Annotated in this window: 29 protein-coding genes; 8 read left to right on the forward strand and 21 right to left on the reverse strand. The window is 70.8% G+C overall.

The genetic code is table 11. The features are described 5' to 3' along the window. Positions 1–24 precede the first annotated feature (24 nt). On the forward strand, positions 25–660 hold the full coding sequence (locus RAMLITH_RS06930) for an AAA family ATPase (protein WP_168106656.1): 636 nt from the start codon (positions 25–27) through the stop codon (positions 658–660). Here RAMLITH_RS06930 and RAMLITH_RS06935 read toward each other — a convergent pair. The 7 genes from RAMLITH_RS06935 to RAMLITH_RS06965 form a co-directional block, all read right to left on the reverse strand. After that, positions 657–1,523 carry a hypothetical protein gene (locus RAMLITH_RS06935; RefSeq protein WP_168106657.1) on the reverse strand — a complete coding sequence of 289 codons (867 nt, stop codon included), beginning with the start codon at positions 1,521–1,523 and terminating at the stop codon, positions 657–659. The genes RAMLITH_RS06930 and RAMLITH_RS06935 overlap by 4 nt on opposite strands. Before the next feature lie 255 nt (positions 1,524–1,778). Next, entirely contained in the window at positions 1,779–2,591 is an 813-nt protein-coding gene (locus RAMLITH_RS06940; RefSeq protein ID WP_168106658.1) for a DUF4198 domain-containing protein, read from the reverse strand. 2 nt (positions 2,592–2,593) lie between these two features. Beyond that, positions 2,594–2,866: a hypothetical protein gene (locus RAMLITH_RS06945; protein ID WP_168106659.1), complete on the reverse strand. Its 273-nt coding sequence runs from the start codon at positions 2,864–2,866 to the stop codon at positions 2,594–2,596. Between the two features lie 17 nt (positions 2,867–2,883). Next, positions 2,884–4,494 carry a DUF4331 domain-containing protein gene (locus RAMLITH_RS06950; RefSeq protein ID WP_168106660.1) on the reverse strand — a complete coding sequence of 537 codons (1,611 nt, stop codon included), beginning with the start codon at positions 4,492–4,494 and terminating at the stop codon, positions 2,884–2,886. 102 nt (positions 4,495–4,596) lie between these two features. Beyond that, positions 4,597–4,980 (reverse strand): hypothetical protein, encoded by a 384-nt coding sequence (locus RAMLITH_RS06955; protein WP_168106661.1) that lies wholly within the window; start codon positions 4,978–4,980, stop codon positions 4,597–4,599. A gap of 94 nt (positions 4,981–5,074) precedes the next feature. Then, positions 5,075–5,869 (reverse strand): anti-sigma factor, encoded by a 795-nt coding sequence (locus tag RAMLITH_RS06960; protein WP_168106662.1) that lies wholly within the window; start codon positions 5,867–5,869, stop codon positions 5,075–5,077. Positions 5,870–5,878: 9 nt separating this feature from the next. Continuing rightward, entirely contained in the window at positions 5,879–6,481 is a 603-nt protein-coding gene (locus tag RAMLITH_RS06965) for an RNA polymerase sigma factor (RefSeq protein ID WP_168106663.1), read from the reverse strand. 137 nt (positions 6,482–6,618) lie between these two features. On the opposite strand from RAMLITH_RS06965, the gene RAMLITH_RS06970 reads away from it, so the two are divergent. Further along, positions 6,619–8,658: a M3 family metallopeptidase gene (locus RAMLITH_RS06970; protein ID WP_168106664.1), complete on the forward strand. Its 2,040-nt coding sequence runs from the start codon at positions 6,619–6,621 to the stop codon at positions 8,656–8,658. An 18-nt stretch (positions 8,659–8,676) separates the two neighbouring features. On the opposite strand, the gene RAMLITH_RS06975 is transcribed toward RAMLITH_RS06970, so the two are convergent. Together RAMLITH_RS06975 and RAMLITH_RS06980 are read right to left on the reverse strand one after the other, a co-directional pair. Continuing rightward, positions 8,677–9,951: an amidase gene (locus tag RAMLITH_RS06975; RefSeq protein ID WP_168106665.1), complete on the reverse strand. Its 1,275-nt coding sequence runs from the start codon at positions 9,949–9,951 to the stop codon at positions 8,677–8,679. Between the two features lie 17 nt (positions 9,952–9,968). Further along, complete coding sequence (locus RAMLITH_RS06980) at positions 9,969–10,952, reverse strand: Bug family tripartite tricarboxylate transporter substrate binding protein (RefSeq protein WP_168106666.1); 984 nt, start codon at positions 10,950–10,952, stop codon at positions 9,969–9,971. 112 nt (positions 10,953–11,064) lie between these two features. On the opposite strand from RAMLITH_RS06980, the gene RAMLITH_RS06985 reads away from it, so the two are divergent. From RAMLITH_RS06985 to RAMLITH_RS06995, 3 genes are all read left to right on the forward strand, one after another. Further along, a complete protein-coding gene (locus RAMLITH_RS06985; protein WP_168106667.1) occupies positions 11,065–12,018 on the forward strand; it encodes a LysR family transcriptional regulator in 954 nt (317 codons plus the stop codon). A 65-nt stretch (positions 12,019–12,083) separates the two neighbouring features. Further along, complete coding sequence (locus RAMLITH_RS06990; protein WP_168106668.1) at positions 12,084–12,554, forward strand: disulfide bond formation protein B; 471 nt, start codon at positions 12,084–12,086, stop codon at positions 12,552–12,554. After that, positions 12,551–13,204: a DsbA family protein gene (locus tag RAMLITH_RS06995; RefSeq protein WP_168106669.1), complete on the forward strand. Its 654-nt coding sequence runs from the start codon at positions 12,551–12,553 to the stop codon at positions 13,202–13,204. The genes RAMLITH_RS06990 and RAMLITH_RS06995 overlap by 4 nt, the downstream gene beginning before the upstream one ends. 43 nt (positions 13,205–13,247) lie before the next feature. On the opposite strand, the gene RAMLITH_RS07000 is transcribed toward RAMLITH_RS06995, so the two are convergent. The 8 genes from RAMLITH_RS07000 to RAMLITH_RS07035 all read right to left on the reverse strand — a co-directional run bounded on the left by RAMLITH_RS07000 (position 13,248) and on the right by RAMLITH_RS07035 (position 20,567). Continuing rightward, positions 13,248–13,604: a hypothetical protein gene (locus tag RAMLITH_RS07000; protein WP_168106670.1), complete on the reverse strand. Its 357-nt coding sequence runs from the start codon at positions 13,602–13,604 to the stop codon at positions 13,248–13,250. Positions 13,605–13,727: 123 nt separating this feature from the next. Further along, a complete protein-coding gene (locus RAMLITH_RS07005) occupies positions 13,728–14,045 on the reverse strand; it encodes a DMT family transporter (RefSeq protein WP_168106671.1) in 318 nt (105 codons plus the stop codon). Positions 14,046–14,147: 102 nt separating this feature from the next. Continuing rightward, positions 14,148–15,050, reverse strand: coding sequence for a hypothetical protein (locus RAMLITH_RS07010; protein WP_168106672.1), 903 nt, complete (start codon positions 15,048–15,050; stop codon positions 14,148–14,150). Next, complete coding sequence (locus tag RAMLITH_RS07015) at positions 15,047–15,772, reverse strand: hypothetical protein (protein ID WP_168106673.1); 726 nt, start codon at positions 15,770–15,772, stop codon at positions 15,047–15,049. The genes RAMLITH_RS07010 and RAMLITH_RS07015 overlap by 4 nt, the downstream gene beginning before the upstream one ends. A gap of 142 nt (positions 15,773–15,914) precedes the next feature. After that, on the reverse strand, positions 15,915–18,086 hold the full coding sequence (locus tag RAMLITH_RS07020) for a C1 family peptidase (RefSeq protein ID WP_168106674.1): 2,172 nt from the start codon (positions 18,084–18,086) through the stop codon (positions 15,915–15,917). Between the two features lie 23 nt (positions 18,087–18,109). Beyond that, the gene (locus RAMLITH_RS07025) at positions 18,110–19,276 is read right to left on the reverse strand and encodes a chitosanase (protein WP_168106675.1); all 1,167 of its coding nucleotides are present in this window, start codon (positions 19,274–19,276) and stop codon (positions 18,110–18,112) included. Further along, positions 19,273–20,253, reverse strand: coding sequence for a hypothetical protein (locus RAMLITH_RS07030; protein ID WP_168106676.1), 981 nt, complete (start codon positions 20,251–20,253; stop codon positions 19,273–19,275). The genes RAMLITH_RS07025 and RAMLITH_RS07030 overlap by 4 nt, the downstream gene beginning before the upstream one ends. Further along, positions 20,250–20,567: a hypothetical protein gene (locus tag RAMLITH_RS07035; RefSeq protein WP_168106677.1), complete on the reverse strand. Its 318-nt coding sequence runs from the start codon at positions 20,565–20,567 to the stop codon at positions 20,250–20,252. The genes RAMLITH_RS07030 and RAMLITH_RS07035 overlap by 4 nt, the downstream gene beginning before the upstream one ends. A gap of 232 nt (positions 20,568–20,799) precedes the next feature. On the opposite strand from RAMLITH_RS07035, the gene RAMLITH_RS07040 reads away from it, so the two are divergent. The 3 genes from RAMLITH_RS07040 (at position 20,800) to RAMLITH_RS07050 (ending at position 23,404) form a co-directional block, all read left to right on the forward strand. Beyond that, positions 20,800–21,759 (forward strand): hypothetical protein, encoded by a 960-nt coding sequence (locus RAMLITH_RS07040; protein WP_168106678.1) that lies wholly within the window; start codon positions 20,800–20,802, stop codon positions 21,757–21,759. Between the two features lie 144 nt (positions 21,760–21,903). Beyond that, positions 21,904–22,542: a glycine zipper 2TM domain-containing protein gene (locus RAMLITH_RS07045; RefSeq protein ID WP_168106679.1), complete on the forward strand. Its 639-nt coding sequence runs from the start codon at positions 21,904–21,906 to the stop codon at positions 22,540–22,542. 85 nt (positions 22,543–22,627) lie between these two features. Then, positions 22,628–23,404, forward strand: coding sequence for a hypothetical protein (locus tag RAMLITH_RS07050; RefSeq protein WP_168106680.1), 777 nt, complete (start codon positions 22,628–22,630; stop codon positions 23,402–23,404). 9 nt (positions 23,405–23,413) lie between these two features. Here the strand turns inward: RAMLITH_RS07050 and RAMLITH_RS07055 are convergent, their stop codons facing one another. From RAMLITH_RS07055 to RAMLITH_RS07070, 4 genes are all read right to left on the reverse strand, one after another. After that, positions 23,414–23,668 carry a hypothetical protein gene (locus tag RAMLITH_RS07055; protein WP_168106681.1) on the reverse strand — a complete coding sequence of 85 codons (255 nt, stop codon included), beginning with the start codon at positions 23,666–23,668 and terminating at the stop codon, positions 23,414–23,416. A gap of 52 nt (positions 23,669–23,720) precedes the next feature. After that, a complete protein-coding gene (locus tag RAMLITH_RS07060; RefSeq protein WP_168106682.1) occupies positions 23,721–24,089 on the reverse strand; it encodes a glutaredoxin domain-containing protein in 369 nt (122 codons plus the stop codon). 85 nt (positions 24,090–24,174) lie between these two features. Continuing rightward, positions 24,175–25,440, reverse strand: coding sequence for a DUF6880 family protein (locus RAMLITH_RS07065; RefSeq protein WP_337786134.1), 1,266 nt, complete (start codon positions 25,438–25,440; stop codon positions 24,175–24,177). Then, positions 25,413–25,589 carry a hypothetical protein gene (locus RAMLITH_RS07070; RefSeq protein ID WP_168106684.1) on the reverse strand — a complete coding sequence of 59 codons (177 nt, stop codon included), beginning with the start codon at positions 25,587–25,589 and terminating at the stop codon, positions 25,413–25,415. Before RAMLITH_RS07070 ends, RAMLITH_RS07065 begins: the two co-directional genes overlap by 28 nt. Positions 25,590–25,652: the final 63 nt, after the last annotated feature.

Here is a 25,652-nt window from a genome sequence, read left to right on the forward strand (position 1 = left end):
AGGCGAAAGACGTATGCTCGTCCGGTGACCTCCCAAGCCTCTTCCGCCACTTCCCCCGCCGCGCCGCCGCCCCCGGTGGTGCTCTTCATCACCGGCCCCGCCGCCTGCGGCAAGAGCACGCTGGCGCGCGAATGGGTGCGCCACCGCCTCCAGCGCGGCGATCCTTGGACCCTCATCGACAAGGACCTCGTGGGCGGCCAGCACGGGCCGCGCATCCTGGAGCTGATGGGCGCCGATCCGAACGACCGCGACAGCCCGCTGTTCAAGCAGGAAGTGCGCGACCTCGATTACCGCGCCACGCTGCAACTGGCCGACGAGCAACTCCGGCTCGGCGGCTCCGTCGCATTGCCGGGGCCATGGACGCGCGAACTGGTGGCCGGCCTGCTGGAACAGCCCGAGCAGCTGGGCCTGCCCGCCGTGCCCTCCGTGGTCGTGTGGATGTCGCTGTCCGACGCCGAGCGGCGGCGGCGGGTCGAGCAGCGCGGCAATCCGCTGGACCGATGGAAGCTGAAACACTGGGCGGCCTACGCCAAGGGCAGCCGCGATGGCGCGCCGCCAGAATGCAAGGGCCCGGCGCCGGTCGTGCTGCCGGCCGAGCAGCCCCTCGCCGAGCAGCTTGCCACGATCGAGGCGCTCGTGGCGCGCAAGCGCGCCGGCTAACGCACGAACATGGCCACGTCGCCGGTGCGCAATGCGTTCTGGATCCGCCGCACCAGGGCCAGCACCCGCGGCCATCCTTTTTCGGAACCGCCGTTCGCGAGGTAGAAACTCCTGGACCTCGCATACCGGTCCGGAGCGCAGTCGCCACCGGTGGCGCAGACGACGCTCAACTCGTCGTCGGGCGCGCAAGGCAGATCGGGCTGGCAGAACGCGATCTCGAGCGCGAGGGCGATCTCCAGGAACTTCGGGTCATCGCCCTGGTACACCTTGCGGTCGAAGAAGTACCCGCCCCGCCCGCGCGTGCGCGGGTCCGACTGGGCCACGCGGTCCCACAGACGGCGCTCCGTCCATAGCACGGGATCGTCGAGCTGGATGAGCCTCCTGACGGCCGACCGCAACGCGGCGTGGCGGCCTGCCCTGGACGCATCGACCAGCTCGCGTTCGGCAGACAGCAAGGGGTCCTCGAGGAGGTCCGGCCTGCTCTTGAGATCGGCCAGGATGGCGCCCGCTTCGCCGGGAGCGAAGCCCGCACACCGGCGCGGCAGGTTCTGCATCATCTCGACCCGCCACGCGGGCAGCGGACCGCTCGCGCGGATCTCCGGCTCGACGGCCGCCTGGCCGTAGCGCGTGATGACCGCCCAGTCGCGGCCGCACATGTTCGCCACGTAGCGGGCGTAGAAATAGCCGCCCTCCGCCGGGCGGGTGAGCGCGCTCGTCGTGAACGCCTTCAGGTCGTCGGACCTTGCCAGTTCGTGCAACAGACGCGCGGAAGGCCGGACGGGCTGTGCCGCCGGGGCGGCGTCGGCCGCCACGGCGGCGGAAAGAAGCGCTCCGGCGACGAGCGCAAGTCGCACGAGTTCCATGCCACACGATAGCAGGAGGCCAGCAGCGCCCCCTGCCGCGTACCACCGTGCCGGTTACATGGGCTTGGGCATCGGCTTGGGGTCGTTGGGCGTCGGCTCCGGCTGCACGGGCGGCACCGGCTGGGGCTGGTTCGGTTGTTCGGGAAGATGGTTGGCCATGCTGCATGGTCGGCCGCGGGCGGCCGACGGCCCGCCGGCACGGCGCGACGGCGCGTGTAGGACGCAGCGCAGAGATTCGCGCGTGTGCGGCGGCCGTCAATCGCCGCCCGGCACCTCGACGACCAGCGTCGCGAAGCGGCTCTCCCAGGTGTCGCGGCGAGTGGCCGACAGGCGCAGGTCGGTGCCCCGCAACAGCCATTGCCCCGCGAACGGCAGGCGGTGCTGCAGCCGGCCTCGCGCATCGGTGGTGCGCCAGATGCCCACCGGACTGCGGTCGGAGACCAGTTCCACCGGAAATCCCGCCAGCGGCTGGCCGTCGCGAAGCACCTGGAACGCCAGCGCTTCGCCGGCGCGGACCGGCTCGCCGCCGAGCAGCACGATCTCGAGGTCCAGCCCGACCGGTTGCCGGGCCGCTGCCAGAGCCGCGGCTGGCGCCGGCCCGCCGGCCAGCTCGATGCGCGCGAACTTGCGATAGCGCTCCTGCCAGCGCACGCCGCGCTCGTGCATCCGCGCCCAGGCCGTACGCACCGGCTGCGGCGCACGGATCTCGTCGAAATACACCTGCACCAGCCGCGGCTCCAGTTCGATGTCCAGCGCGCCGAGTTCCACCCAGCACGCGAGCGCTGCCTGCCCGCCGGCCGCGGCCACCTCCATTTCGAGCGAGCGTTCATCGTGGCGCCGCGCCGCCAGCGCCATGGTCCCGCGGCCGTCGCTGCAGCCGGCCCGCGCGACGTTGTCCAGCGCCGGGGCCACCTCCTGGACGGGAAAGCGGTTGCCGGTGGCCAGTTCGAGCGTCGCGCGCGCCGCGCCCGCGGCCGGGCGCTCCACGGCCAGCCAGCTGTCGTGGCTCCACGCCGGCGCGGCGCACCCCAAAAGCAGCGCCAGGAGCGCAGCGCGCGCGGCATGCATCGTCAAAGCTCCACCGGCTCGTCGGTTTCGCTGGTGCCCAGCACCGCGTCGCCGACTCGGATCGGCTCCGCGCCGTCGTCGCGCGTCGCGGCCAGTTGCCGCACGAACGCCACGGCGCCCGCCGCGCTGGCCTGCGCCGATGCCGGCACCTCGCTGGTCGCCGCCGGCGTGTCGACCACGGCTGGGGGGGCGTCCCCGCCGCCACCGCCGCACGCCGAGAGCAGCGCCGCACCCGCCGCGCCGGCGAGCAGCGCGCGCCAGGAACGGTTCGTCATGAAGACTGCGTGCGCGTTCATTTGGACCCCGGCAGCGGCGTGTTGAGGTACGGAAAGCCGGGCAGCAGCGGCACCACGGCCTGGTCGACCGCGTCGTGCACGTCCAGCGAAGCGGCACCGGCCGGCACGCTGGAAGGCTTGCAGGCCGACGTGACGCCGGGCACGCCCGGGATGGAGTTCAACTTGAGCGCGTCGTTGTCGCCATTGGCCACGCACAGGCCCCCCAGCATCGCCACCAGCGCGATGTCGACCACGTCGTCCTTGGGCCGCCGGCCGTTCGGAAAGCCCGCGAAGTCGCTGCCGGCCGGCGCGCTCTTCAGGCTGCCGACGATGGCGAGCCGGTTCTGGCTGGCGAACGGCACCGGCGCGATGGCCGTGTTCAGCCGCAGCATCTCCGACGGCGTGACCGTGGCCGGCTTGTTGACGCCGGTGATGCCCGTGAGGAACACCGTTGCCAGGTCGGTGCGCGGCAGGTTGGTCGGCGCCAAACCGGCCGCGTTGCCCGCCAGCACCAGCCCCAGCAGCGGCGGCAGCGTGGGATGGGTGACGTAGTCGAGGAACTGCGCATCGCCCCTGGGCTTGGCCGCGTTGAAGCGGTCCTTGTCCTTCAGCCCGATCACCACTTCGTTGACCAGCGGCTGGCCCAGGCGCGACACCTGGACCCAGGGTCCGCCCGGCTTCTCGCTGGCCTGCAGGCCGGCGGCCGGCGCTCCCGAGAGCAGCCGCGCCTGGCGCAGGCTGGCCGTTGTCCAGCCGCCGATCACCGGTTCGCTGCCGGCGGTGAGGCAGTCCTTGTGCACCTCCAGCGCGATCGAGGTGACGTTCTTGTTCTGGATCGAGTTGGCCGCGGCGGCATTGATGTTGGCCGGGTTCGTGATCACCGACAACGGCGCGTTGACCAGGTCGAAGATCGGGCCGAGGTTGACGGCGAAGCCCTCCTGCCGCTGCCCGACGAACACGCGGCCCATGTCCTTGCCGGCCCCGCAGCCGGGGATCTTCACCTCGTGGACGTGCCTGGCCGCATACGCCGCATAGGCTGCCGCGTCGCCCAGCGTCTTGACGCCGATGTAGTCCACCGGTTTCTCGAACGCGGTCGCCCCGCCCGTCTTCGTCACCGCCGACGCCGTTCCCTTGCGCCGGTCGCCGCGCACCATGTTGACGGTGTAGCTCTCGGTGACGTTGAGGTTGGCGTCGGCGACGCCCGCGACCGGGCCGGCCTGGATCAGCGGGATCGCGACGTTCTTGCCGCCCACCGGCAGCGAGATGTCATTGAGCCTGTTGTTGAAGCGGAACTGGAACGTGAGGTCCTCAGCCGCGTCGCCGTTGTTGTCGATGTGGATCTCGTACAGCGCGTTGGGATCGAGCTGGAAGTAGTTGGGCCCGCCGTACGGATCCTGCAGCGGCTGGTAGTTGGCGATCAGCGTCACGTAGTCGCCGCGCCCGCCGCTGCCGTTGGGCGCCACGCCCTCGTAGCTGCGGAACATGTAGAAGTCGGTGGCGTCGACCTTGGGGCTGGTCGTGATGAAAGGCGCTTCGCGGTGGCTGGCGGCAAGGCCGAGGCCCGCGGCCCCGGCCGCGGCCAGCGCGACGAGCGTCATCCGGGCCAGCTTGTTTCTCTTGGTTCGCATGGTGTCTCCTGTCGAAGGGTGGACCGGACGCGCCGCCCCGGCGACCCGCGCCGGGGACGGTGCACTCGCGGTGGGATTGGTTGGGAAAAAGGCAGGCTGGGGTCAGTCCGGAGTGCCCCAACCGGCGTGCGCGCCCGCGGGACGGTCGGTCATGGGGCCGCCGCTGCCGCCCATCGAGCGCAGCGAGTGCTGCATCGGCTGGCCGGCCATGCCGTGCGGCATGGGTGCCTCCGGATTCGCGTTGGGACGGCCGTCGACCATGGTGCTGGCCTCGCCCGCGCGCAGCGGGATCGTGCTGGTGGCGGTGTTCCACTGGGCCGTTACGGGCCGCTGAGCCATGGCGGCCGAATCGGTGACGCCGATGAACCCGGTGCCGCCGTTGGAGATCCGCGGCAGGTCGGCGGCACGCACGTGCGTGCCGGCTTGCGCGGCTGCGGCGCCGCAAGCCAGGGCGGCGCACAGGATCAGGTTGGGAAAGCGCTTCATGTTCAGACCTTTCGGGTTGGAGGTGGTCTGAATACGCGCGCCCGGCGCGATCGGATGTGGCTGCGGCTTGCCCACGCCAGCGGCAGGGACTTCGTCAGAGCGCCGTCTGCAGCAGCGCGCCCTTGGACACCACCGGGCCGGTCGGGCCGCTGCCGGCGGGTGCCCCGCCGCGCGGCTCCAGGCTGATCGCCAGCGCCGGCACTTCGCGCACCTGCTGCTCGGTGAGGCTCAGCCGCAGCACCTGCTCGTCACCGAGCACGCCGAGCGAGCGCGGCGCCGCGCCCGGCGGCAAGGCCCACAGCTGCAGCGAGCGATCGGGCCCCGCCTGCACCCCGCCAACCCGCTTCAGGGTCAGCGTGTTGTGCTTCGGATCGAAGGTCGCCAGCATCGCCGGCGCCTGCCGGTCGTCGGCAAGCACGGCCACGTACTGCACCTGCGGCGCCGCCTGCAACTGGGCCGTCAGCGCGTCGCGCTGGCGGCTCGCCTCGGCCAGTGCCGCCTCCTGCCGCTGCAGGTTCGCGGCGAGCTGGCCGCCGACGACGGCGACGACCACCGCCACCATGGCGCCCGCCAGCGCGGCGCCGCGCCACAGCGACACGAGCCGCCGCAACCGCTCCAGCACCGCCGGCTGCTCGCCGGCCGGCCGCGGCGCCTCCTGCGCCGGCAGCAGGTTCTCGATGCGCTTCCACACGTTGGCGTCAGGCTCCTGCGCCGGGGCGAGTTCGGTCATGCTGGCGAACCGCTCCTGCCAGATGAGGGCCTGCGCCCGCACCGCGGGGCTCTGGCGGGCGATCGCTTCGAAGCGCCGCCGCGCGCCCCCGCGCAAGGTGCCGAGCGCGTAGGCGGCGGCAAGCCGGTCGATCAGTTCGGGAGAACGCGTCAGGTTCATGCGGCGCTCCTACGCGTACCCACCCAGGCAACCGCGCAACTGTTCCAGCGCGCGCCGCACCCAGGTCTTGACGGTCCCCAGCGGCAGGCGCAGCCGTGCCGCCAGCTCGCTGTGGCTCAGGTCGCGGAAATACGCGAGGCTCACCAGTTCGCGCTGCCTGGCCTCGAGCTTGCGCAGGCATTCGTGCACCGCCCACGCCTGCTCGCTGGCCTGGGCGGTGTCCATGGGGTCGGCCGAATCGCCGGCCACCGTCTCGGCGACCACGCCGTCGAGCTCGACGCCGGCATCGGCGCGCTCGCTGGCACGGCGGCGCAGCAGGTCCAGCGCGCGGCTGCGGGCGATCAGGCCCAGCCAGGCCATCGGCGGGCTGAGCGAACTGCTGTAGTCGCCGGCGACGCGCCAGATGCCCAGGAAGGTCTCCTGCAGCACGTCCTCGGCCCACTCGCGGTTGCCCACCACCCGCAACGCGACGCCGTACAACCGGCCTCCGACCAGGTCGTACAACTGCCGCAGCGCCGCTTCGGCATCGCCAGGGCGCCGGCCGGCGTCCTGGCGCGCCGCCACGCGGGCGAGCAGTGCCATCACCTGTCTGTCGTCGAAATCGCCGGTCATCGTCCAATTCCGGTTGAGTTGTCCTGCTGGTACGCAGCGCGGAGGGAATCGGATTCTGGCCGAGCCGGGCCGTTTGCGCGGGGCCGCCGATTCTTTTTTCGCGGCCGGGGCTTCCGCAGCCCGGGCAGAATCGCCCGATGCCCCCTGCCGCCAACCCCCTCCTTGCCGACTGGACCGCCCCTTACGGCCTGCCGCCTTTTCGCGAGGTCCGTCCGGAACACTTCGAACCCGCCTTCGAGCAGGCGATGCGCGAGCAGCTCGCCGAGATCGACGCCATCGCGAACCAGCCCGAGCCGCCCACCTTCCACAACACCGTCCAGGCGTTCGACCGCTGCGGCCGGATGTACACGCGCATCGACCTGCTGTTCCACAACCTCGCCGCCAGCGAGACCAGCTCCGCCCTGCAGGCGGTGCAGCGCGAGCTGGCGCCGCGCCTGGCGGCGCACGAGAACGCGATCTCCATGCACGAAGGGCTGTTCGCCCGGATCGCCGCGCTGCATGCGCGGCGCCACGAACTGGACCTTGACGACGAGGACCTGCAGCTCCTCGATCGCATCCACTTCGACTTCGTGCTGGCGGGGGCCACGCTGACCGGGCAGGCGCGCGAGCGGCAGGGCCGCATCACGGAGGAACTGGCGCAACTCACGACCCGCTTCGCGCAGAACCTGCTCGCGGAAGAAGCCGGATGGGTGCTGCCATTGCAAGGTGAAACCGACCTGGCCGGCCTGCCCGAGCCGGTGCGGGCGGCAGCGCGCAATGCCGCGGCGGAGCGCGGGCTGCCCGCCGGCGCCCATGTGGTCACGTTGTCGCCGTCGCTGGCCGAGCCCTTCCTCACCTTCTCGACGCGGCGCGACCTGCGCGAGAAAGTCTGGCGCGGCCGCGTCGAGCGCGGCGCCCATGCGGGAGAGCACGACAACCGGCCCGTGGCGGCGCGCGTCGTCGCGTTGCGCCAGGAGCTGGCCGCGCTGCACGGGTACGCCAGTTACGCGGATTACGCACTCGCCGACCGCATGGCCCAGGACACCGGCGCCGTGCTGGAGCTGCTGGAAAAAGCCTGGGAGCCGGCCAAGGCCAGGGCGGCGCAGGACCGCGAGCGTCTCACCGCGATGGCGCGGCAGCTTGGCGAGCCCACGCCGATCGCGGCCTGGGACTGGCGGTATCTCGCCGAAAAGGTGCGGCAGCAGGACTTCGACCTCGACGACGCCGAGCTCAAGCCCTATTTCTCGCTGGACAACATGATCGCCGCCATGTTCGACGTGGCCGGCCGCCTGTTCGGCCTCAGCTTCGTGGAACGGCCCGGCGCGCCCCTTTACCACCCCGACGTGCGGTTGTGGGAGGTGCACGACCGGACGGGCAAACTGCTCGGCGTCTTCCTCGGCGACAACTTCGCGCGGCCGACCAAGCGCAGCGGCGCGTGGATGAACGTCTACCGCAGCCAGTCGGAGATCGACGGCGGCACGTTGCCGATCGTGGCCAACAACAACAACTTCGCCAAGGCCGACCCGACGCTGCTGTCGTTCGAGGACGTGCGCACGCTGTTCCACGAGTTCGGCCACGGCCTGCACGGGTTGCTGTCGCAGGTGCGGCACGAGCGCCTGTCGGGCACCCGCGTGCTGCGCGACTTCGTCGAGCTGCCGTCGCAGCTGTTCGAGAACTGGGCATTGGAGCCGCAGGTGCTGGAGCGGCACGCCCGCCACTGGCGCACCGGCGAGCCGATTCCGCATGCGCTGCTGGAAAAGCTGTTGCGGGCGCGCCAGTTCGACCAGGCCTGGGCGACGATCCAGTACACCGGGCCGGCGCTCATCGACATGGCCTTGCACAGCCTGCCGGCCGGCACGCCGGTGGACGTCGGCGAATTCGAGGCGCAGCAACAGCGCGCGCTCGGGGTGCCGGAGGACATCGGGCAGCGGCACCACCTCACCCACTTCCAGCACCTGTTCGCCGGCGGCTACGCGGCCGGCTATTACGTGTACATGTGGGCCGAGGTGCTGGAGGCGGACGCTTTCGACGCCTTCACCGAAGCCGGCGACCCGTTCCACGGCGACACCGCCGAGCGCCTGCACCGCCACATCTACAGCACCGGCGGCAAGCACCAGCCGGCGCAGGCGTACCGCGCGTTCCGCGGCCGCGACCCGCAGGTGGATTCGATGCTGAGAAAGCGCGGGCTGCTGCCGTAACCCGCGCCCGAGCCCGGATCACCGCGACCGGGCCACCTCGCTCAGGAACGCTGCCACGGACAGCAGCCGCTGGTCGTCGCCGTAGGCGCCGATTGCCTGCACGCCCAGCGGCAGTCCCTGCGGGCCGCGGGTGACCGGGAACGACACGCACGGCAGGTGCAGCAGCGACCACAGCGCGCCGAAGCGCGGCGAACCGGAGTCGGCCAGGCCGGCGTCTGCTTCGCCTTCGGCCGGCGGATACAGCAGCGCGTCGACGTCCTGGAACAGCGCCTGGATGGTGATGCGCGCCTGCGCCGCGCGCCGGCGCATCGCCAGGTAGTCGGCCGGCGTGATCCCGATGCCGCCCGCCAGGCGCTGCTTCAGCCGCTCGCTGAACTGGCCGGCATCGTGCTGGCGCTCGTGCGCCAGCGACTGCCGCGCCTCGAAGGCAAACAGCCGGATCTGCATCTCGACCAGGTCCTCGATCTCCGCCGGCAGCGTGACGCGCCTGACGGTGGCGCCTTGTCGCTGCGCGTCAGCAGCCAGTTGCTCGACGGCGCGCGCCATCTCCGGCCTGGCATGTTCCCACTGGCGCGACTGGCACACGGCCAGCCGCGGGCGGACGTCGTCCTGGGCCACCAGCTTGGTGCCGTGCACCCCAAACGCGAAGAACGCCGCGTCGGCCACCGTGCGCGTGAGCAGGCCGATGGTGTCCTGCATCGGGCTGAGCAGCTTCAGGCCGGCGGCGCCGATGAAGCCGAAGGTCGGCTTGTAGCCGACCACGCCGCAGTAGGAGGCCGGGCGGACGATGGAGCCGGTGGTCTGGGTGCCGTAGGCCACCGGCACCATGAAGTCGGCGACGGCCGCCGCCGAACCGCTGGACGAGCCGCCCGGTGTGCGGCCCAGGTTCAGCGGGTTGCGCGTCGTGCTCGGTGTCTGCGTGGCGAACTCGCTGGTCGCGACCTTGCCCAGCACCACGGCGCCCTGCTCGCGCGCCTGCGCCACGCAGCCGGCGTCCAGCCGCGGCCTGTGGCCGGCGTAGATCGGGGAGCCATAGGCGGTGGGATAGTCCACCGTCTCGATCACGTCCTTCACGGCGAACGGGATGCCGCGCAGCACGCCGCCGGTGGCCGCGTCCGCCGTCCTGGCGTGGCGCAGCGCGAGCTCGCGATCGAAGGCCGTGAAGGCCAGCACGTCGGCGTTGCGCGCCTCGATGCGCGCCAGGCAGGCGTCCACCAGCGCCTCGCTCGTCAGCGTGCCCGCATCGATGGCGCGGGCAGCCTCCAGCGCGCCAAGCTGATTGGCGTTCTTCATGTTCGATCTTCCCGGAGTTACTGCAGCGAGATGCCGGCCTCGGCGATGATCTTCGCCCACCGATCGTGCTCCTTCCTGACGAAGGCGGCGAACTCCTCCGGCGTTCCGCCAACCGGCTCGGCGCCCTGCGCCAGCAGTTTCTCCTTGACCTTCGGGTCCTTGAGCATCGCCACCACTTCCTTGTTCAGCCGGTCGATGATCGGCTTGGGCACGGCGGCCGGCGCGAAGAAGCCGAACCAGCCTTCGACTTCGTAGCCCGGCACGCCGGCTTCGGCGATGGTGGGCACGTCCGGCAGCAGCGGCGTGCGGCGCGGCGACGTGACGCCCAGCGCCGTCAGCTTGCCAGCCTTGATGTGCTGGAGGCACAGCGGCAGGTTGCAGAACATTGCGTTGATGCGGCCGGCCATCACCTCGGTCACCGGGGCGCTGCCGCCCTTGAACGGGATGTGCAGGATGTCCGGAGTCTTCGTCATCACCTTGAACAGCTCGCCCGCCAAGTGCATGCTGCCGCCGGCGCCGCTGGACGCGTAGCTGTACTTGTCCGTGCGCGCGGCCTGGACGAAGTCCTTGACGCTGCGGGCCTTCACCGACGGGCCGACCACCAGCACGTTGGGCACGGCGGCGATGTTCGTGATCGGCGCGAAGTCGCGCAGCGGGTTGAAGCGCAGGTTCTTGTGCAGGCTCGGGTTGATGGCGTTGGTACTGGCGGCGCCCATCAGCAGCGTGTAGCCGTCCGGCGTCGCCCCGGCCACGTAGGCGGCGCCGATGTTGCCGTCGGCGCCGGCCTTGTTCTCGATGACGACGGGCTGGCCCATGGATTCCGACAGGTGCTGGCCGACGATGCGCGCCAGCTGGTCGGTGACGCTGCCGGCGCCGAACGGCACGACGATCGTGATCGGCCGGCTCGGCCAGGGCGCGGACTGGGCCAGCGCGGGATCGGCGGCGGCCAGCAGGCAGACGGCGGCGCCGAGGACCAGGCGGCGGATGGATTGCAGTTTCATGGTGTCTCCAGGTGCACGGCCGGACGGCCGGATCGCGACGCCGCAGTGTAGGAATTGGCGATTGAGAGGTCCAATATAAAATTCACGCCTCATTCAGTCGCCATTTGTATCAATGCCGCTGCTCTCCCGCCCCCTGCGCGCTTTCGTCACGGTGGCTGAAGACCTGCACTTCGGCCGCGCCGCCAAGCGCCTGCACATCACCCAGCCGCCACTCAGCCAGTTGATCCGCCAGTTCGAGCACGAACTGGGCGCCACGCTGTTCACGCGCACCACCCGCAACGTGCAGCTCACGCCCGCGGGCAAGGCGATGCTGGAACGCGCCCGCCGGCTGACCGCGGAAGCCGACGCCGCCCTGGTGGCGGTGCAGCGGGTAGCCCGCGGCGAGGCCGGCAGCCTGACGCTGGGCTTCACCCACAGCACCGTGTACGGCGTGCTGCCGCGGACGCTTGGCGCCTGGCGCTCGCGCTACCCGGGCGTCACGCTGGACCTGAAGCAGCTGACGTCGGACCTGCTGCTCGAGGGCGTGCGCTCCGGTCGCATCGACGTGGCGCTGGCCCGGGTGTCGCCGGAGATGGCCGACCCCGACCTGCAGGTCGCGCTGATCGCGCGCGAGCCGATGCTGCTGGTGATGCCCGCCGGCCACGAGCTCGCCGCGCTCGACGCCGTGCCGGTGCGGTCCTTGCACGGGCTGCCCTTCCTGCATTACGCGCCTCAGGGTTCGCGCTACTTCCACGAGCTGGTCGAAGGGATCTTCGCGGCCGCGGCGGTGCGCCCGACGATCACCCACATGAGCATCCTGCCGACCCTGCTGGCGCTGGTGGAAGCCGGCATGGGGCTGGCCCTGGCGCCGGCGGCGGCAGTGCCGAAGCACGGTGGCCCACTGGTGTCGCGGCCGCTGGCGGGCGCGGGGGCGACGGCGCTCGCCACCTTGTGCTGCGTGTCCCGACGCGACAACGGCAATCCGGCGCTGGCCGGCTTCATGCAGGTGCTGCACGACCAGCCGGCGGCCGCGGCGGTGCCGGCGACGCAGGCATCGGCCCGCCGCCGCGCTCGCCGGCCGGCCTGATTGCCGCGCCGCTGACGCTGGTCAAGCGCGCGCCGCGCCACGCACGGCCTAATGGGGCCTTTGCGATGAAACAGTCCGCCGCCCGCCTCCGCCATCCAGCGACCGTCGATGCAGCGGGGAGCGAGGCCGCCTGGCCCTTCGTCTTCGCGGCATGGCTCGTCGCCACGGCGGCGACGCTCGGCGCGCTGTTCCTCAGCGAAGTCGTGGAGGTGGCGCCGTGCGCCCTGTGCTGGTACCAGCGCGCCTTCATGTTCCCGCTGGTGCTGGTGCTGGCCACCGGACTCTTTCCGCTCGATCGCCGGGTCGTGCGCTACGCCGCGCCGCTGGTGGCGGCCGGCTGGCTCGTGGCGCTGTACCACCTGCTGCTGACCAAGGGCGTCATCCCCGCCGGCCTGTCCCCTTGCACCCAGGGCGTTCCGTGCTCCGAGGACAAGGTGGCGTGGTTCGGATTCGTCACCATCCCGCTGCTCTCGCTGCTTTCCTTCACCGCGATCGGAGCGGCCCTCGCCGCCGCCCGCACCAGGTTCAGACCATGAAACGCAACCACATCTTCATCGCCGCCCTCGTCCTGCTGGCCGTCCTGTTCGCCGGCGGTGCGCAGTGGTATCGCAGCCAGCAGGCGCAGGAAGCCGCGGCCACGGCCGAGAAGAACCGGCAGTCGCTGGTGCGGCCGCATTCGCCCGCGCTCGGCCGTCCGGACGCGAGGGTGCACATCGTCGAATTCTTCGACCCCGCGTGCGAGACCTGCGCCGCCTTCTATCCGCGGGTCAAGCAGCTCATGGCCGCCCACCGCGACGACATCCGGCTGACGGTCCGCTATGCGCCGTTCCACCAGGGCTCGGACGAAGTCGTGAAGGCGCTGGAGGCGAGCCGCCGCCAGGGCCGGTACTGGCAGGCGTTCGAGGCCCTGGTCGCCGCACAGCCGACGTGGGTGCAGCACCACCAGGCGCGCCCGGAACTGATCTGGCCGGTGCTGGCCCGTGCCGGAGTCGACACGATGCAGCTGAGGGCCGACATGCAGGCGCCCGAGATCGCGGCGATCGTGGCGCAGGACCTTGCCGACGCGAGGATGCTCAACGTCAGGAAGACGCCGGACTTCTTCGTCAACGGCCGACCCCTGCCGTCGTTCGGCTGGGACCAGTTGCAGACGCTGGTCGACGAGGAACTGGCCGCGACCGCGAAGTAGGTTCCGGGCACTGGGCGGCGCGCCGCATCGTACGCCGCGCGCCTCACCTGGCCGCGCGATCGGGCGTCTGGCGCCACCACGCGTGCAGCGCTTCAAAGCTGCCGCCGAAGACCCGCTGCTTCAGTTCCTCGTAGACGACCGAGCACGACATGACCGAGGCGCGATCGAGCGTCCCGTCGCTGGCCGCGCGCTCGCAGTCGAGGTAGCGCCGTTTCAGCGCCTGCGAGTCCAGGCCGTCGATTTGTCGCGCCGGCGGCGCCTTCCCGGCCGCCGCCGCGGATCCCGCAAGCAGCGCGTCGCTCTCGCCGGCGGTGGCGGTCCCTGCAATGACCACGGCCGCGATCATCGCCATCAGCACGGCGGCAGCGAATCGGACGTTGGGCGTGGGTTTGCGGGCCATGTTCGCTCCTCGCGAGTCGTGTCGCAATGATGGTCGCGGCCCGCCGGTTCGCCGTCCCCCATTTGGGCGATACGCCACCGCGCCGGCGCGCCGGTCCGGTTCCGGCCGGCCCGGAGTCCGGAGTCAGTGCGCGAGCCGCAGCGTCGCCACGCCGGCAACGATCAGCGCCAGGCCGAGCAGGCGTCCCAGCGTCGCCGGATCGCCGTAGAACAGCACGCCCACCAGGAAGGTGCCGGCCGCGCCGATGCCGGTCCACACCGCATACGAGGTGCCGATCGGGATCTCGCGCTGCGCGAGCCACAGGAACAGGCCGCTCGCGCCGATGAAGAGGACGGCCAGGACGACGCCGAGGACGCGGGTTTCGCCCTGCTGCGCCAGCTTGAGGCCGACGGGCCAGCCGATCTCGAACAGCCCGGCAATGATCAGGTAGACCCAGGACAAAGCGACGACTCCTTGAACGATGAAGTCACCGACGCTAAGGCATGGCGGGCTCTTCGTGCAAGCGCGGCGCTGCCGGTGGGACCGGCCGGCAGCCGCGGCGCGTCAATCGGGTTTGGCGACGACCGGGACGTCGCCAGTCCCGTCCGGCCTGGCGCGCTGGCCCGGGCCGAAGAAGTAACCGTAGAGCATGCGGCCCAGCTTGAACGAGAACAGGCCGACGATCACGCCGCCGATGACATCGTTGACGGCGAACTTGAATGGCAGGTCGAGGTCGCCGACGCGCTGGATCAGCAGCAGGAAGATGGTGCCGGTGACGATCCCCGCCACCAGCAGCCGGCCCGCATGCGCCCGCTTCGCGCCGGGCGAGTCCTGCTGCGCGTTGGTGAGGGAGAAGGCGGCGAGCAGCGCGGCGCCCAGCCATGCACCGATCAGGAGCATCAGCAGCGACGCCGAGACCTGCGCCGACAGCTGGCGCGAGAGCTTGTGTAGTTGCGCGTCGGCGCCGCTGTATTCGATCTCCACCGTCATCGCGGTCTTGCGGTCGGTCCACATGAAGAGCGCCGGCCAGCTCGACGGAGAAAACAGCAGGCGCCAGCTCGTCGCATCGTGGTGCCGCAGCAGGTGCGACTGGCCGACCGGCACCTGCGCCGGCAGCAGGTTGCAGTCCTGTTCGGTGCGCACGCCACCCGACTCGTCGACGGTGGGACACCGCATCGGCACGCAGACGCCTTTCTCGGTGCCGCCGCGCGCCCTCACGAAATCGGGCGAGTAGCAGACCCGCGCGGCCCGGACCTGGATCGGCTGCGACGTCTCGTTGACCAGTTCGGCGTCGACGACGTAGTCCTCCAGCAGGCCGATCTTCTCCGGCTGGAACGACACCTTCACCGACGGGGCCAGCCGGGTCGGCACCGTGGCCGCCGGCGGGGCCGCGGCCGCGGGCTGAGCGCGCGCCTGGGCGCAGCCGAGGGAGATGCAGACGAACAGGATGCCGGCGAGTGTGTTCATGGCTTGCTCCTGCAGGACGGCGGCACGCGTTCCACACGCTGGGCAAAGACCGTGCGCGCGTCGGCCTTCAGCGGAAATTCCTTCAGCCACCGGTGGGCGAACTCGTAGAACGCGGCCACCGAGTCGCGGCATTCGTCCCGCACGCAGTCCTGCTCCTTCCACGGACGCCCGCCCTGCCGGCTGTAGTCCGAACACGCGCGCAAGCGGTCCTCCCAGCGGGTGACCACCTTGTCGTTGACGTACTGCGGCGGCAGCAGCACGAAATACGAAAACATCTCCGGATACTCGTTCGCCTGCACAAAGCTGCGCTGGAGGAACTCGACCGCGCGGTGCAGGCGGGCCGACTGGCCGCTGGCCGTCGCGAAGTCCACGTAGGCGGTCCAGGCATCGACGGCGCGCTTCGCATAGACGTTGTCCGGCGATGCCTGCCACCTGTTCGCCTCCGCCAGGTGGATGTCGGCGGCCTCCCACAGCGCCGTCTCCTTCAGGCTCGTGGCTTTCGCATCGGCGCTGTCGCCCGGGACGGCGTCGAGTGCCTGCTGGAATCCGAGCCCCACGGCCCGGTCGGAGGCATCCGCCATCCGGTTGGCCGCCCGCAGCTGGCGCAGCGTCGCCAGCTCGCCCTGCAGGGCTTCGGCCTGTGCGGCGGCCGCGCAGGGCAGCAGGAGCGACGCGCCGAGCAGCAGCGCCGCGGTGGCCAAGGTCCGTCGAAAGATCATCATCGAATCTCCTCCATGCGCGGGTGCTGCGCCCGTGAGCGCTGCCAGGTCCTCCGCCGGGTGCCTGCCCCCACCCCAGCCCTCCCCCAGAGGGGGAGGGAGAAGATGCCCGCACCCCGGAGGGGGAGAAAGAGGCGCCCGGACCTCAGTAATCCAGCCACTCCAGCGGCGCCACCACGGCGCTGCCCTTGATGCGCTCGATCGTTTCCGTGAGCGCGGCGATGTTGTTGTCGAACGAGCCGTGGGTGGACTTGCACTGCCCGCCTTCGCGCGTCACCGTCACCTGGGGCCGGTCGACCAGCCGCAGCAGGTCCTTCGCGGCGCCCGGCCAGGCGGCCTGCCAGCGCTTCACCTCGGCCAGCTGGTCGCCGGCCCACTGGTCGGCGTCGCCGGCGTACTCGGACAGCAGCGCGCGGTGCATGCCCACCAGCGGCATCTTGCGCTCGTCGTCCAGCGCCCGCGACACCAGGTACAGCAGCGACTTGCCGTACGCGGGCAGCGCGGGCGACGGCAGGCCATCGGCCTTCTCGTTCCTGTCGTCCAGCACGTACAGCCACAGGTCCGACAGCTTGAGCACGCCCTTGGCGTGCGCCGCGCCGTAATGCTCGTTGGCGAACGCGCAGGAGCAGGCGGCGGCGTAGAGGGTGGACGACCTCACCGTCAAGCCGCCATTGCCGCCGCCATGCGAGCCGCTCGCCAGCTTGAGGAAGTGTCCCAGCAGGATGCTGCCGGCCGAATGCCCGACCAGGTGCAGCTCGAGCCGCTTGCTGGCCGCGGCCAGTTCCCGCTGCAATGCGAGCAGGTTCTTCAGCAGCAGGTCGAGGCCGTGGCCGGCGCCCACCGAGGCGGCGGCATTCTCCCGCATCTCGGTCCACAGTCCCTTGAACAGCTTGTTGGCCACCGCTTCCACGGCTCGGTCCTTCGCGTCGCCCAGCGCGTCGAGGATGCCCTTGCTGCGGGCCGCCTCCTCGCCCAGCCAGCGCTCGGCCCAGTCCTGCACCATGCTGCCTATGGTCTCGGCCGCGCCGGTCTTCCAGGTGAGGAAGACCGGATAGACGCCGTTCGCCTCGAAGCAGGGACCCAGCACCCGGATGCGCTGGATCGACGACTGCTCGTCGTTGAGGCCGCCGTGCGCATAGATCGCCAGCTTCAGCACGTTCTCGGGCCGGGCGGCGAACCACATCTGCGGCGCGTCGACGACGATCTGCTTGGCCAGTCCGGCTCGATCGCCCGGATCGCGCGTGAAGTCGGTCGCCACCAGCTCGCCGTTGTTGCCCGTGACGAGGCTGTGCTCGTACGCCGCTGCCGTGGACCAGGGTTCATAGTCCTTGTGCAGGTAGGCATGGTCCATCGGCCACGGGTCGTCGGGCGGATTGCCCGGCTGCCGGGTGGCGCGGTCCAGCGCCGTCAGCGACGTGCCGCTGGCCACCCGCCAGCGCGACGACATGATCGGCCGCCGCGTCGCGTCGGGCCCGTCGCGCACGATGGCCGGCACGCCCAGCGCGCAGGCCCACGCGTCGGTGGCGTTCACGATCCAGTCGTCGTACGGCAGCACGGCGAAGCCCGACGCGCCCCAGGTCGTGCCCCACGAGTTCTGCACCACGAAGCCGCGCTCGTTGTAGCCCACCAGGGCGAACGCATGGCCGCCGCGGCTGCCCGGGTCCTTCAGCGGGTCGATCTCCGGCAGGTCGTCGTGCTTGTTCGGTGCCGGGCGCTTCAGGCCGGCGAGCGCGTCCCAGCCGTCGTGCACCGACGCCGACACGTACACCGCGCCGATGTCGGAGATGGCGGCCTGCAGGTCGACGATGGACTCGCGGTCGACCCGGTAATAGACGCCCAGCGGGCGCTGTGCGGCATCCAGCTGCCACTTCTGCGACGGCCGCGCGAACACCGGCTTGCCGGACTTGTCGAGCTTGTACGGCCACACCTCGTTGCTGCAGACGCCGTGCTTGTGCCAGCCCTTGAGCGCGCCGCGGCAGCTCGAGCCTTCGTAGTCGGTGCCCGGCCACTCGTCGTAGCGCCGCGCCAGCTCGTACAGCATGCGCGGGCTGACGGGCAGGAATGGCGTGCCGGTCTGCTCCTGCACGTGGCGCACCCAGAACAGGTAGTTGGCGACGCAGGCCAGCCCGAAGCCGGTGCAGGCGCCTTCCAGCCCCTGGTCCAGCACCAGGCGCTCGGCCACGTAACTGGGGATGAACTGCTGCACCTGCGCGTCCGCCGGATAGCGCGGCGGCAGCGAGCGCAGGGGTGCGCGGTAAGGCAGGTCGCGCAGGTCCAGCCGGTCGGGCCGCGCATCGAAGACTCTTTGGGTCGCCATGGCTTGCTCCTTTCGCACGTGGATCACACCGCCGCCAGCTTCGCCACCAGCGCCGGGTCGGCCACGCCGGTCGGCGGCTGTCCGCTCGCCTGCTGGAAGCGCTGCACCCAGCGCGCGGTGCCGCTGCCGAAGATGCCGTCGGCGCGGATCTCGCACTGGTGGTCGGCCAGCGACAGGCCCAGTTGCAGCAGCCGCACGTCCAGCCCGCGGTTCAGCGGCGACTGCACCGCCAGCGGCCGGGTGCCGGGCTGCGGCCCGTCGTAGCACCCCGGCGGCACGCCGGACAACGTGGCCAGCGAGACCTCGCGGCCGCGCACCACCAGCGGCAGCTCCAGCCCCCAGTACCCCTGGTCCATCAGGCCGCGGAAGGCGTCCATGCGGTACACCGTCTTGCGCAGCAGCAGGTTCGAATGGCCGGCGAGCCAGTCGCGCCGCGTGTCGACGTAGCGCTCCAGCCACTCCTTCTCGCCAGACTCCCGCACGGTGCCGCCGCGGTCGGTGCGGTCGCGCATCGCGCCCCAGGAGCCGTGCACCCAGCTGTCGTAGACGATCGCCACGCCCAGTGGCAGGCGGATGCCGAGGCGGCCCGCGGCGCGCAGCGCGGGCTGCCAGTAGGCGTCGTCGAAGAAGCGGTCCTGCACGTCGCGCATCACCGGATCGTCGGCACAGGCGCGCAGCAGGTTGTGCAATTGCGGGTCGCGATCGAGCGCCTTGTCGCGCGCCTTGAGGCTGGCGCGCCAGTCGCGCAGCCGCGCGCCGAAGCGCGCGCCGGGCTGGTTGCAATAGCGGTCGATCAGCACCGCCAGGTTGCCCGAGCCGAGCGTGGTCTGCGAGCGCCCGTACGTCAGGTGCCCGGTGTCACCCGGCAACACGGTGACGGCGCCGTAGTCGCCCAGCACCTGGCCGGTCTCGAACAGGTTGACGATGGCCTTGGCGGCGTTGGCCTGCGTGGCCGTTGCCGGTGGCTCCTCGAAGGACTCGACCGCCAGCGCCGGAATGGCCGCATCGCGCACCGCCGTCGCCCCGGCTGCCGCGGCCGCGGCACGACGCCGGTAGCGGATGACGCACATGCCCGGCTGCGCCTTGTCCTCGGCGCAGGCGCCGACCACCTCGTAGCCGCGCAGCTGCAGGTCTTCCTTCCTGTCGTCGCAGTCCTCGCACAGGACGGTGAATGAAAGCTCGTTGCTCATGTCTTGGCTCCCGGCAGGTCACAGACGAATTTCTGGTGCAGGCGCATCAGCGCGGTGGCGTCCTGCTCGTTGGGATCGAGCAGGCCCATGTGTCCGGTGTAGGTGGCGCGCGCTGCCTGGGGCGAGGCCGCCGCCCGCAGGTCGGCGTAGGCCTGCCGGTCCTTGAAGAGGTCAATGGCCTCGGCGTGGCCAAAGACTTTCGGCAGCTGCGCATCGGGTACCCTGGCCACGCAGTACAGCGTGTTCAGCGCGAAGCGGCTCTGCCGGTGCTCCTCGTTGCGGTAGCGAAGCCGCGGGTCGACCGCCTCCTTGCGGAACTGCGCCTGCACTTCGGTGTTGTTGGCCAGCCGCTGCGCGGCGACTCCGGTGGCGAAGAACTGGCGGATCGACAGCCCGGAGTCGGCCGGGGTGCTCGCCTCCGAGGTGTTGTCCAGGCGCGCGAACACCGAGGGAAACCGGTGCACCACCTGCGCCGTGGTGCCGTCCTGCGTGATCGAGCTGGTGACGGTGCTGGTCACCGGGATCACGGAGATCTCCTTGCGCTTGAAGCCGAGCGTGAATGAATTCGCGCCGGCATCGCCGAAGCCCATGTTGACGCCAAGCACCGTCCCGGTGCCGAAGAACATCGCCTTGCGCTCGCCGGCGAAGTACTCGTGTTCCGGCGCCGGCTGCGCCGTGCCGCCGGCCGTCGCGTTGAGGGCCGCGTTGCCGGTGGCGTAGGTCTGCCTGACCTTGCGGTCGAACAGCCCGCCGTCGGTGTGGAAACTGCCCGCCACGGCCGGCACCGTGCCGGTGTCGTAGCGCGGGCCCAGATAGCCTTCGACGCGGTTGTAGCCGAAGGCCGCGCTGGCCGGCGCCGAATCGAGGTCGACGATGCTGAGCGAAGTGCGGGTGACGAAGACCGCGGAGTCCTGCGGGCCAGCGCAACCCGCGAAGGCCAGGACGAACGCCGGCCAGGCCATGCGACAGAAGTTCACGGCGATCTCCTCGGGGTGGACGGCGCGCTGCCGACGAGCGGCCAGCGCACGCAGGTGTTGTCGCGCACGTAGGCCAGGGTGGTGTCGCTGTAGCCGAGCGACAGGGCGGCGCCGACATCGGCCTGGGTGTACGAGAGGCCCAGCGCCTGGGCGCGCAGCGACGCCGCCGCGTGCGGCCCCTCGGCCGGCAAGGTGACGTGGACCAGCCCGACCAGGTGGCGCGCGCCGTCGGCGCCGACGTAGTTGTAGGCGCAGCCCGTGAGCAGACCCGGCAGCGCGACCGTGCTCGCAAGCAGCAGTGCTCCCAGGTTCACGGCGCGCCTCCTTTCGGGATGCGAGTGAGGGGTTCGTCCGCCGCCCGGCACGGATCGAAGAATCGGCCGGCGGCGGGGTACTGAATTCTGGTGAGCGCAGGCTGTCGCGTCTACGTCCGCGACCTGTCAACGTTGATAGGTACGGCCGCTGGGACTAACCCTGATGGCGGGCGGCGTGGACGCGACAAGAGTAGTGACTGCAATCCCGGAGCGCCGGGGCAAGGAGTTGCAGATGAGCAGAATCACGCCACTCGTGCTGGTCCTTCTCTGTTGGAGCGTCGCCCACCCCGCGGCGGCCGATCCCCTGCTGGCATCGATCGACATCCTGCTGCAGGAGCCGACCGAACTGGTGCGCGAATGGGAAGTGGCGCGCTACATCTCGATCGCGATCGTCACCGTGGTGGTGTTCCTCGGTGCGGCCGTCGCGGTCGTCCACTCGCTGCCGATGACGATCTCCAAGGTGGGCGCCGTCGTCCTGGGCAGTGCGGTGACGCTGCTCACGGGCCTGAACAACGCGTACTTCGACTTCGACCACCGGCAGTACAAGGCGATGGCCACGCAGGGCCGGTTGCTGCTGGCGGAGATCAAGGTGAAGATCAACGAGCTGAGCCAGTTCCCGCCGGACCAGCAGGACGCGCGCAAGGCCATCTTCGAGCAGATCCGCCGCCACAAGAACGAGATCCTGGCGCTGCCGATGGCGTTCCAGGAGCGCAGCGTGCGCACCGCCGGCGACGCCCGACCCGCCGGTCTCATCGCGACGGCCCATGCACAGGCGGGGCGGCCGGCGTGGATCACCAAGGTACCGGTGGACGACGAGCACCTGTACTTCCTGGGCGACGCGCAGGGCAGCGACTACTTCGGCGCGGTCAAGGCGTCGCGCGAGCATGCGTTGAAGCAGGCCCGCGAGTACCTGGCCGGCCGCCTCGCGGCGCCGCAGGCCGGCGGCGTGGACAGCGCCTCCGCCGCGAAATACCTGCTGGAGTCGGCCAAGGTCGAGAGCACCTATTCCTCGTACCACAGCAAGCAGCAGACGATCCGCGTCTACACGCTGCTGTCCGTGAGCAAGCGCCTCGCCGATTCGGACCTGCGCCTGTTCGGCGCAACCAATGCGCAGAAGGTGCTGCCGGTGCAGCAGCAGCAGTTGAAGGATGCGGTGCGGTCGCAGAGCGAGTACCTGAATCTGAAGCGGTAGCTCGCCGCCCTGCCCCGCTGCGGCCGCAAGGTGCAGACCAGAGGCTCGAATTCGCGCGTGACGGTCGCAAACCACGAGCACGCGTGACAGGGTTCCTTGTCGCCGCCCCTGCTCTTTGCTATACCTGCTGCACCAGGAGGTCCCATGAACAAGCACCTGATCAGCATGACCTTGGGGATGGCACTGGCCGTCGCCGGCGTGCAAGCGCAGAACACGACTCTTTCACCCAAGGCACAACTGGCGGCCGATACCAAGGCGGCCACCACGCGCTACGAGTCCGACAAGGCGTTGTGCGCCGACGAGACGTCGACCAAGGCGCGGCTCCAGTGCCGCCGCGACGCCAAGGCCGAGTACGACGCCGCCATCGCGGCGGCGAAGGCCAGGACGGCGGCCGCCACGGCGCCGTTGAACGGCGGCACCGCCGTCTCGGCCAGGGCTGCCACGCCGGCGTGCGCCGACTGCGGCACCGTTGCCGCCGTCGCCGTGAAGGAAGAGGCCGGCAAGGGCGGGCCCGTCGGCATGATCGCCGGCGGCGTCGGCGGCGCGCTGCTCGGACGCCAGATCGGCGGCGGCACCGGCAAGGACATTGCCACGATCGCGGGCGCCGCCGGCGGCGCCTACGCCGGCAAGAAGATCGAGGAGAAGATGACGTCCCACCAGGTGTGGACCGTGACCGTCGACTACCCCAACAACATCAAGCGCAGCTTCCAGTTCGACAAGGACCCCGGATTCAAGGTGGGCGATCCGGTCCGGAACTCGGGCAATTCCGTCGTCCGGCAATAGGTCGCAGGCGTCGCAGCCGCGCGGCGGCAGCCGGCGTCGACGGGCGGCGCAGCCCCGGCGGCCCCCGGGCCTCATGCGACCTCCCATGACGCACCACTTCGTCCGGCGCACCGGCGCTGCCATCCTGTCGCTGTCCGCCGCGGCGCTGCTGTCCGCATGCGGTGGCGGCGGAAGCGCTGTCGTCGAACTGCCGGCCCGGCGCGACTCGATCGCGGCCCTCCCCACCGTCATCTCGGCCGAAATGCTGCTGCAGTGGGCCGAGTCAGCCCATCCGCGGTATTTCCAGCCGCCGGGCCAGCCGACGCAGTCCGCCGCCACCTACTCGTTCCGCCACTATCCGTACACCGGCAACTTCCTGGCCGTGGCCGGCGAAGACGTGTTCCTGCTCGGCGCGTCCACCGGCTTCGCACCGCAGCGCGTCGGATCGCTCGCCGACTACCAGTGCGATGTCCTCCCGTCGGTCTGCTGGAGCGGCGCCGTGCCCCGCGCGATCCCGTACGTGCAAGGCGTCTACGGCGCAGCGTGGCCGAGCAAGGCCTATGTGATCCGCGACGCGCAGGCCTGGGCGGCGGCCTGGGCGGAGCGCCAGAACTTCGTGTGGCCGGAGCCGGCGCTCCCAGCGGTCGATTTCACGAGGTACGCCGTCGTGGGCGGCGGCGACGGCTGGGCGACGTGCAGCCAGATTGAGGTGAAGCTGATCCTGCGCGTTGGCACCGACTACCGCGTCTTCTGGGGCGACGTGGCGCGAGACCCGTTGCTGGCATGTCCGGCGGTGTTGTCGCCCCGACTCGCGTTCGTGCTCATGGAGCAGCCGGTCGGCAACGTGGAGTTCGTGCGCATCACGCCGACGCCCAGGCCGTGAGCGCGGCCTTCAATCCGGCGAGAATTCCCGCTCGAAGCGCCGCGCCTCCGCCTCCAGCTCGAACGTCACCAGCTGCCCGTGCTTGCCATCGGCCAGCCGGTACGCCGCGAACAGGCTGTACTTGCCCTTGAAGCGGAAGCTCGGCAGGTCGACCAGCGCGTACGGATGCGGCACGAACACCTCGTGCAGGAACACCGTGCGGTGCGCGTTGCGCGGCGACGGGAACAGCTTGTAGGTGCCGGTGTTGATCGCTGGTTCTGGCATTCGGTTCTCGGGGAAACGGCGGAGGCGTCGATTGTCGCCGCGGCCGGCGCGATCAGGCCGCGAGCATCTTCTTCAGCTCGCCGCTGTCGATGAGTGCCTGCAGCTCGCTCGCGCCGCCGACCAGCGTGCCCTTGACGAACACCATCGGGAACGTCGGCCAGCCGGTCCACATCTTCAGCGCGTTGCGCCGGCGCCAGTCGCTGAAGTAGTTGCCGTATTCGAGGTACTGGTGCGCCACGCCGGCCGCGGCAAGCGCCTTGCGCGCCTTCGTCGGAAACGGGTTCATCGCCATGCCGACGACGACCACGTCGTTGCGCTGCGCGGCGCCGCGCACCTCCTCCACGATCGACTGCTGGTGGCCGGCGACCTTGCCGCGGATCGCGGGATGGATGTGGGGTTCGTCGAGGATGGGGCGTGGCATGGGTGGGCTCCTGGGGGTACGGTAGCACGGCGGTCACGGGAACCGGGGAACCGAGACGGTTGCTGCGCCCTGGGGGCCGCCCGACCTACTCATCCCCCGCGCCCCTCATCTCCGCCTCCTTCACGCACTGCCAGAACCTCGCCTTGCGCGCGTGTGCCGCACGCACCGTCTCCACGAACGTGGCATGCGGCTCGAGTGGCCAGAGGTCTGGCTGCGCCGCCGCGATCGCCGCCAGCCGCATCCAGTATTGTGCGCCGTACGGGTAGGCCTTGGCATGGGCGCGCGCCAGCAAGTCGGTGAGCAACGCGCGGTATACCGCCGTGGCGCCTTTCATCAGCGAGCGCTCCTCCAAGGTGCGAGCCAGCTCCGGCAGCGTGTAGTAGGCGCCGCCGTCGAGCCGCTGGACGCCGCTGACCAGCGCCGCTTCGGCCGCTGCGTCCTCACGGATGTCCAGCAGCAGCAGGGCTGCGTCGGCCGGATCGGGATGCTCCAGCGCCAGTTTCCGCGCTTGGGCAACAGCCGCCGGCTGCTCAGGCACGGCCAGGTCCTCCAGCCAGTGGTGCAAATCGGTGACGGAGAGCGAGCGCTTGAAGATCTGCCGGCGGATGGACGCGGCCTCGCCCAGCCTGCCCAGCCGCTCCAAGGATTGCGCGAGCAGGCTCTGGCGTTCGCCCTCGTGTGGCCCCCACGAGCCCTGCAGCCAGTCGAGGGCGACTTCGGCGCGGCCGCAGTCCAGATAGGCGCGCGCGAATTCCGCTTTCTGCAACGGATTCGGCTCGGGCGAGTACATCTGCACGGCTCGTACCTGCACATCGGGGTCGCGCAGCGCCCGCGACAGCAGCGTGAGCGGCTCCGAAACCGTGAAGACTTCCACCGGCAGGCGAGAGTCCTGCCGGTCCCGTGCGGCGGCCAGCACGCCGCGCAGCTCTACTTCGAAGCGAGCCACCAGCTGGCGCATGGCCGCTTCGTCCAGCAGCAAGTTGGCATGCAGCAGCAGATCCTCCCGGGCGCCGTAGCCATCGTCCCTGGCCAGGCGCAGCAGGCGGTCGGGCCACTGGTCGGGCGGGGCCTCGCAGCGTGCCGCCGCCTTCAGCCACAGCACGCAACCCGCGCCCAGTGCCGCGCCGATCGCGCCGTTGGAATCGTCGGTCCGCTCCAGGAACAAACCATCCGATTGGATGAAGGCCTCCGCCAGCTCGAGGGCCGCGGCCGGGTCCTTCGGCAGCAGCTCTCGCTCGATCTGGGCCAGCCAGAGCTCCAGTTCGCGGCCGAAGGCGCCTGCTTCGGCATAGGGCACGAACGCCGTCGAGCGTCGCCACGCATTCAGGCGCTTGCGGAACGACGCAGCCAGGCGCGACGGCCGGTCGCCAGCCGCAGCCGCTCCAGACGGTGGCGCACGGCATCGTGCTCGTGCGACAGCTCGAGCAGCACGCCGGCCAGGGTCGGCACGTCCTGCGCCAGGAGGAAGACTTCCAGTTCATCGATGGACTTGCGGGCCATGGGCGGGATTGTGCAGTGCGGGCCGGACGGCGCGGCGAACCGCGCACGATCATCGCTTCACGA

The sequence above is a fragment of the Ramlibacter lithotrophicus genome, from assembly GCF_012184415.1.
GTDB classification, from domain to species: Bacteria; Pseudomonadota; Gammaproteobacteria; order Burkholderiales; family Burkholderiaceae_C; genus Ramlibacter; species Ramlibacter lithotrophicus.

Coding starts and splice junctions, on each gene's coding strand:
- RAMLITH_RS06990 (WP_168106668.1), top strand. CDS start 12,084: ATGAAACAGTCCGCCGCCCGCCTCCGCCATCCAGCGACCGTCGATGCA.
- RAMLITH_RS07000 (WP_168106670.1), bottom strand. CDS start 13,604: ATGGCCCGCAAACCCACGCCCAACGTCCGATTCGCTGCCGCCGTGCTG.
- RAMLITH_RS07055 (WP_168106681.1), bottom strand. CDS start 23,668: ATGCCAGAACCAGCGATCAACACCGGCACCTACAAGCTGTTCCCGTCG.
- RAMLITH_RS07060 (WP_168106682.1), bottom strand. CDS start 24,089: ATGCCACGCCCCATCCTCGACGAACCCCACATCCATCCCGCGATCCGC.
- RAMLITH_RS06980 (WP_168106666.1), bottom strand. CDS start 10,952: ATGAAACTGCAATCCATCCGCCGCCTGGTCCTCGGCGCCGCCGTCTGC.
- RAMLITH_RS06985 (WP_168106667.1), top strand. CDS start 11,065: ATGCCGCTGCTCTCCCGCCCCCTGCGCGCTTTCGTCACGGTGGCTGAA.
- RAMLITH_RS07020 (WP_168106674.1), bottom strand. CDS start 18,086: ATGGCGACCCAAAGAGTCTTCGATGCGCGGCCCGACCGGCTGGACCTG.
- RAMLITH_RS06950 (WP_168106660.1), bottom strand. CDS start 4,494: ATGCGAACCAAGAGAAACAAGCTGGCCCGGATGACGCTCGTCGCGCTG.
- RAMLITH_RS06955 (WP_168106661.1), bottom strand. CDS start 4,980: ATGAAGCGCTTTCCCAACCTGATCCTGTGCGCCGCCCTGGCTTGCGGC.
- RAMLITH_RS06935 (WP_168106657.1), bottom strand. CDS start 1,523: ATGGAACTCGTGCGACTTGCGCTCGTCGCCGGAGCGCTTCTTTCCGCC.
- RAMLITH_RS06945 (WP_168106659.1), bottom strand. CDS start 2,866: ATGACGAACCGTTCCTGGCGCGCGCTGCTCGCCGGCGCGGCGGGTGCG.
- RAMLITH_RS07045 (WP_168106679.1), top strand. CDS start 21,904: ATGAACAAGCACCTGATCAGCATGACCTTGGGGATGGCACTGGCCGTC.
- RAMLITH_RS06940 (WP_168106658.1), bottom strand. CDS start 2,591: ATGCATGCCGCGCGCGCTGCGCTCCTGGCGCTGCTTTTGGGGTGCGCC.
- RAMLITH_RS06995 (WP_168106669.1), top strand. CDS start 12,551: ATGAAACGCAACCACATCTTCATCGCCGCCCTCGTCCTGCTGGCCGTC.
- RAMLITH_RS06960 (WP_168106662.1), bottom strand. CDS start 5,869: ATGAACCTGACGCGTTCTCCCGAACTGATCGACCGGCTTGCCGCCGCC.
- RAMLITH_RS07040 (WP_168106678.1), top strand. CDS start 20,800: ATGAGCAGAATCACGCCACTCGTGCTGGTCCTTCTCTGTTGGAGCGTC.
- RAMLITH_RS07015 (WP_168106673.1), bottom strand. CDS start 15,772: ATGATGATCTTTCGACGGACCTTGGCCACCGCGGCGCTGCTGCTCGGC.
- RAMLITH_RS07010 (WP_168106672.1), bottom strand. CDS start 15,050: ATGAACACACTCGCCGGCATCCTGTTCGTCTGCATCTCCCTCGGCTGC.
- RAMLITH_RS06975 (WP_168106665.1), bottom strand. CDS start 9,951: ATGAAGAACGCCAATCAGCTTGGCGCGCTGGAGGCTGCCCGCGCCATC.
- RAMLITH_RS07025 (WP_168106675.1), bottom strand. CDS start 19,276: ATGAGCAACGAGCTTTCATTCACCGTCCTGTGCGAGGACTGCGACGAC.
- RAMLITH_RS07050 (WP_168106680.1), top strand. CDS start 22,628: ATGACGCACCACTTCGTCCGGCGCACCGGCGCTGCCATCCTGTCGCTG.
- RAMLITH_RS07070 (WP_168106684.1), bottom strand. CDS start 25,589: ATGGCCCGCAAGTCCATCGATGAACTGGAAGTCTTCCTCCTGGCGCAG.
- RAMLITH_RS06970 (WP_168106664.1), top strand. CDS start 6,619: ATGCCCCCTGCCGCCAACCCCCTCCTTGCCGACTGGACCGCCCCTTAC.
- RAMLITH_RS06965 (WP_168106663.1), bottom strand. CDS start 6,481: ATGACCGGCGATTTCGACGACAGACAGGTGATGGCACTGCTCGCCCGC.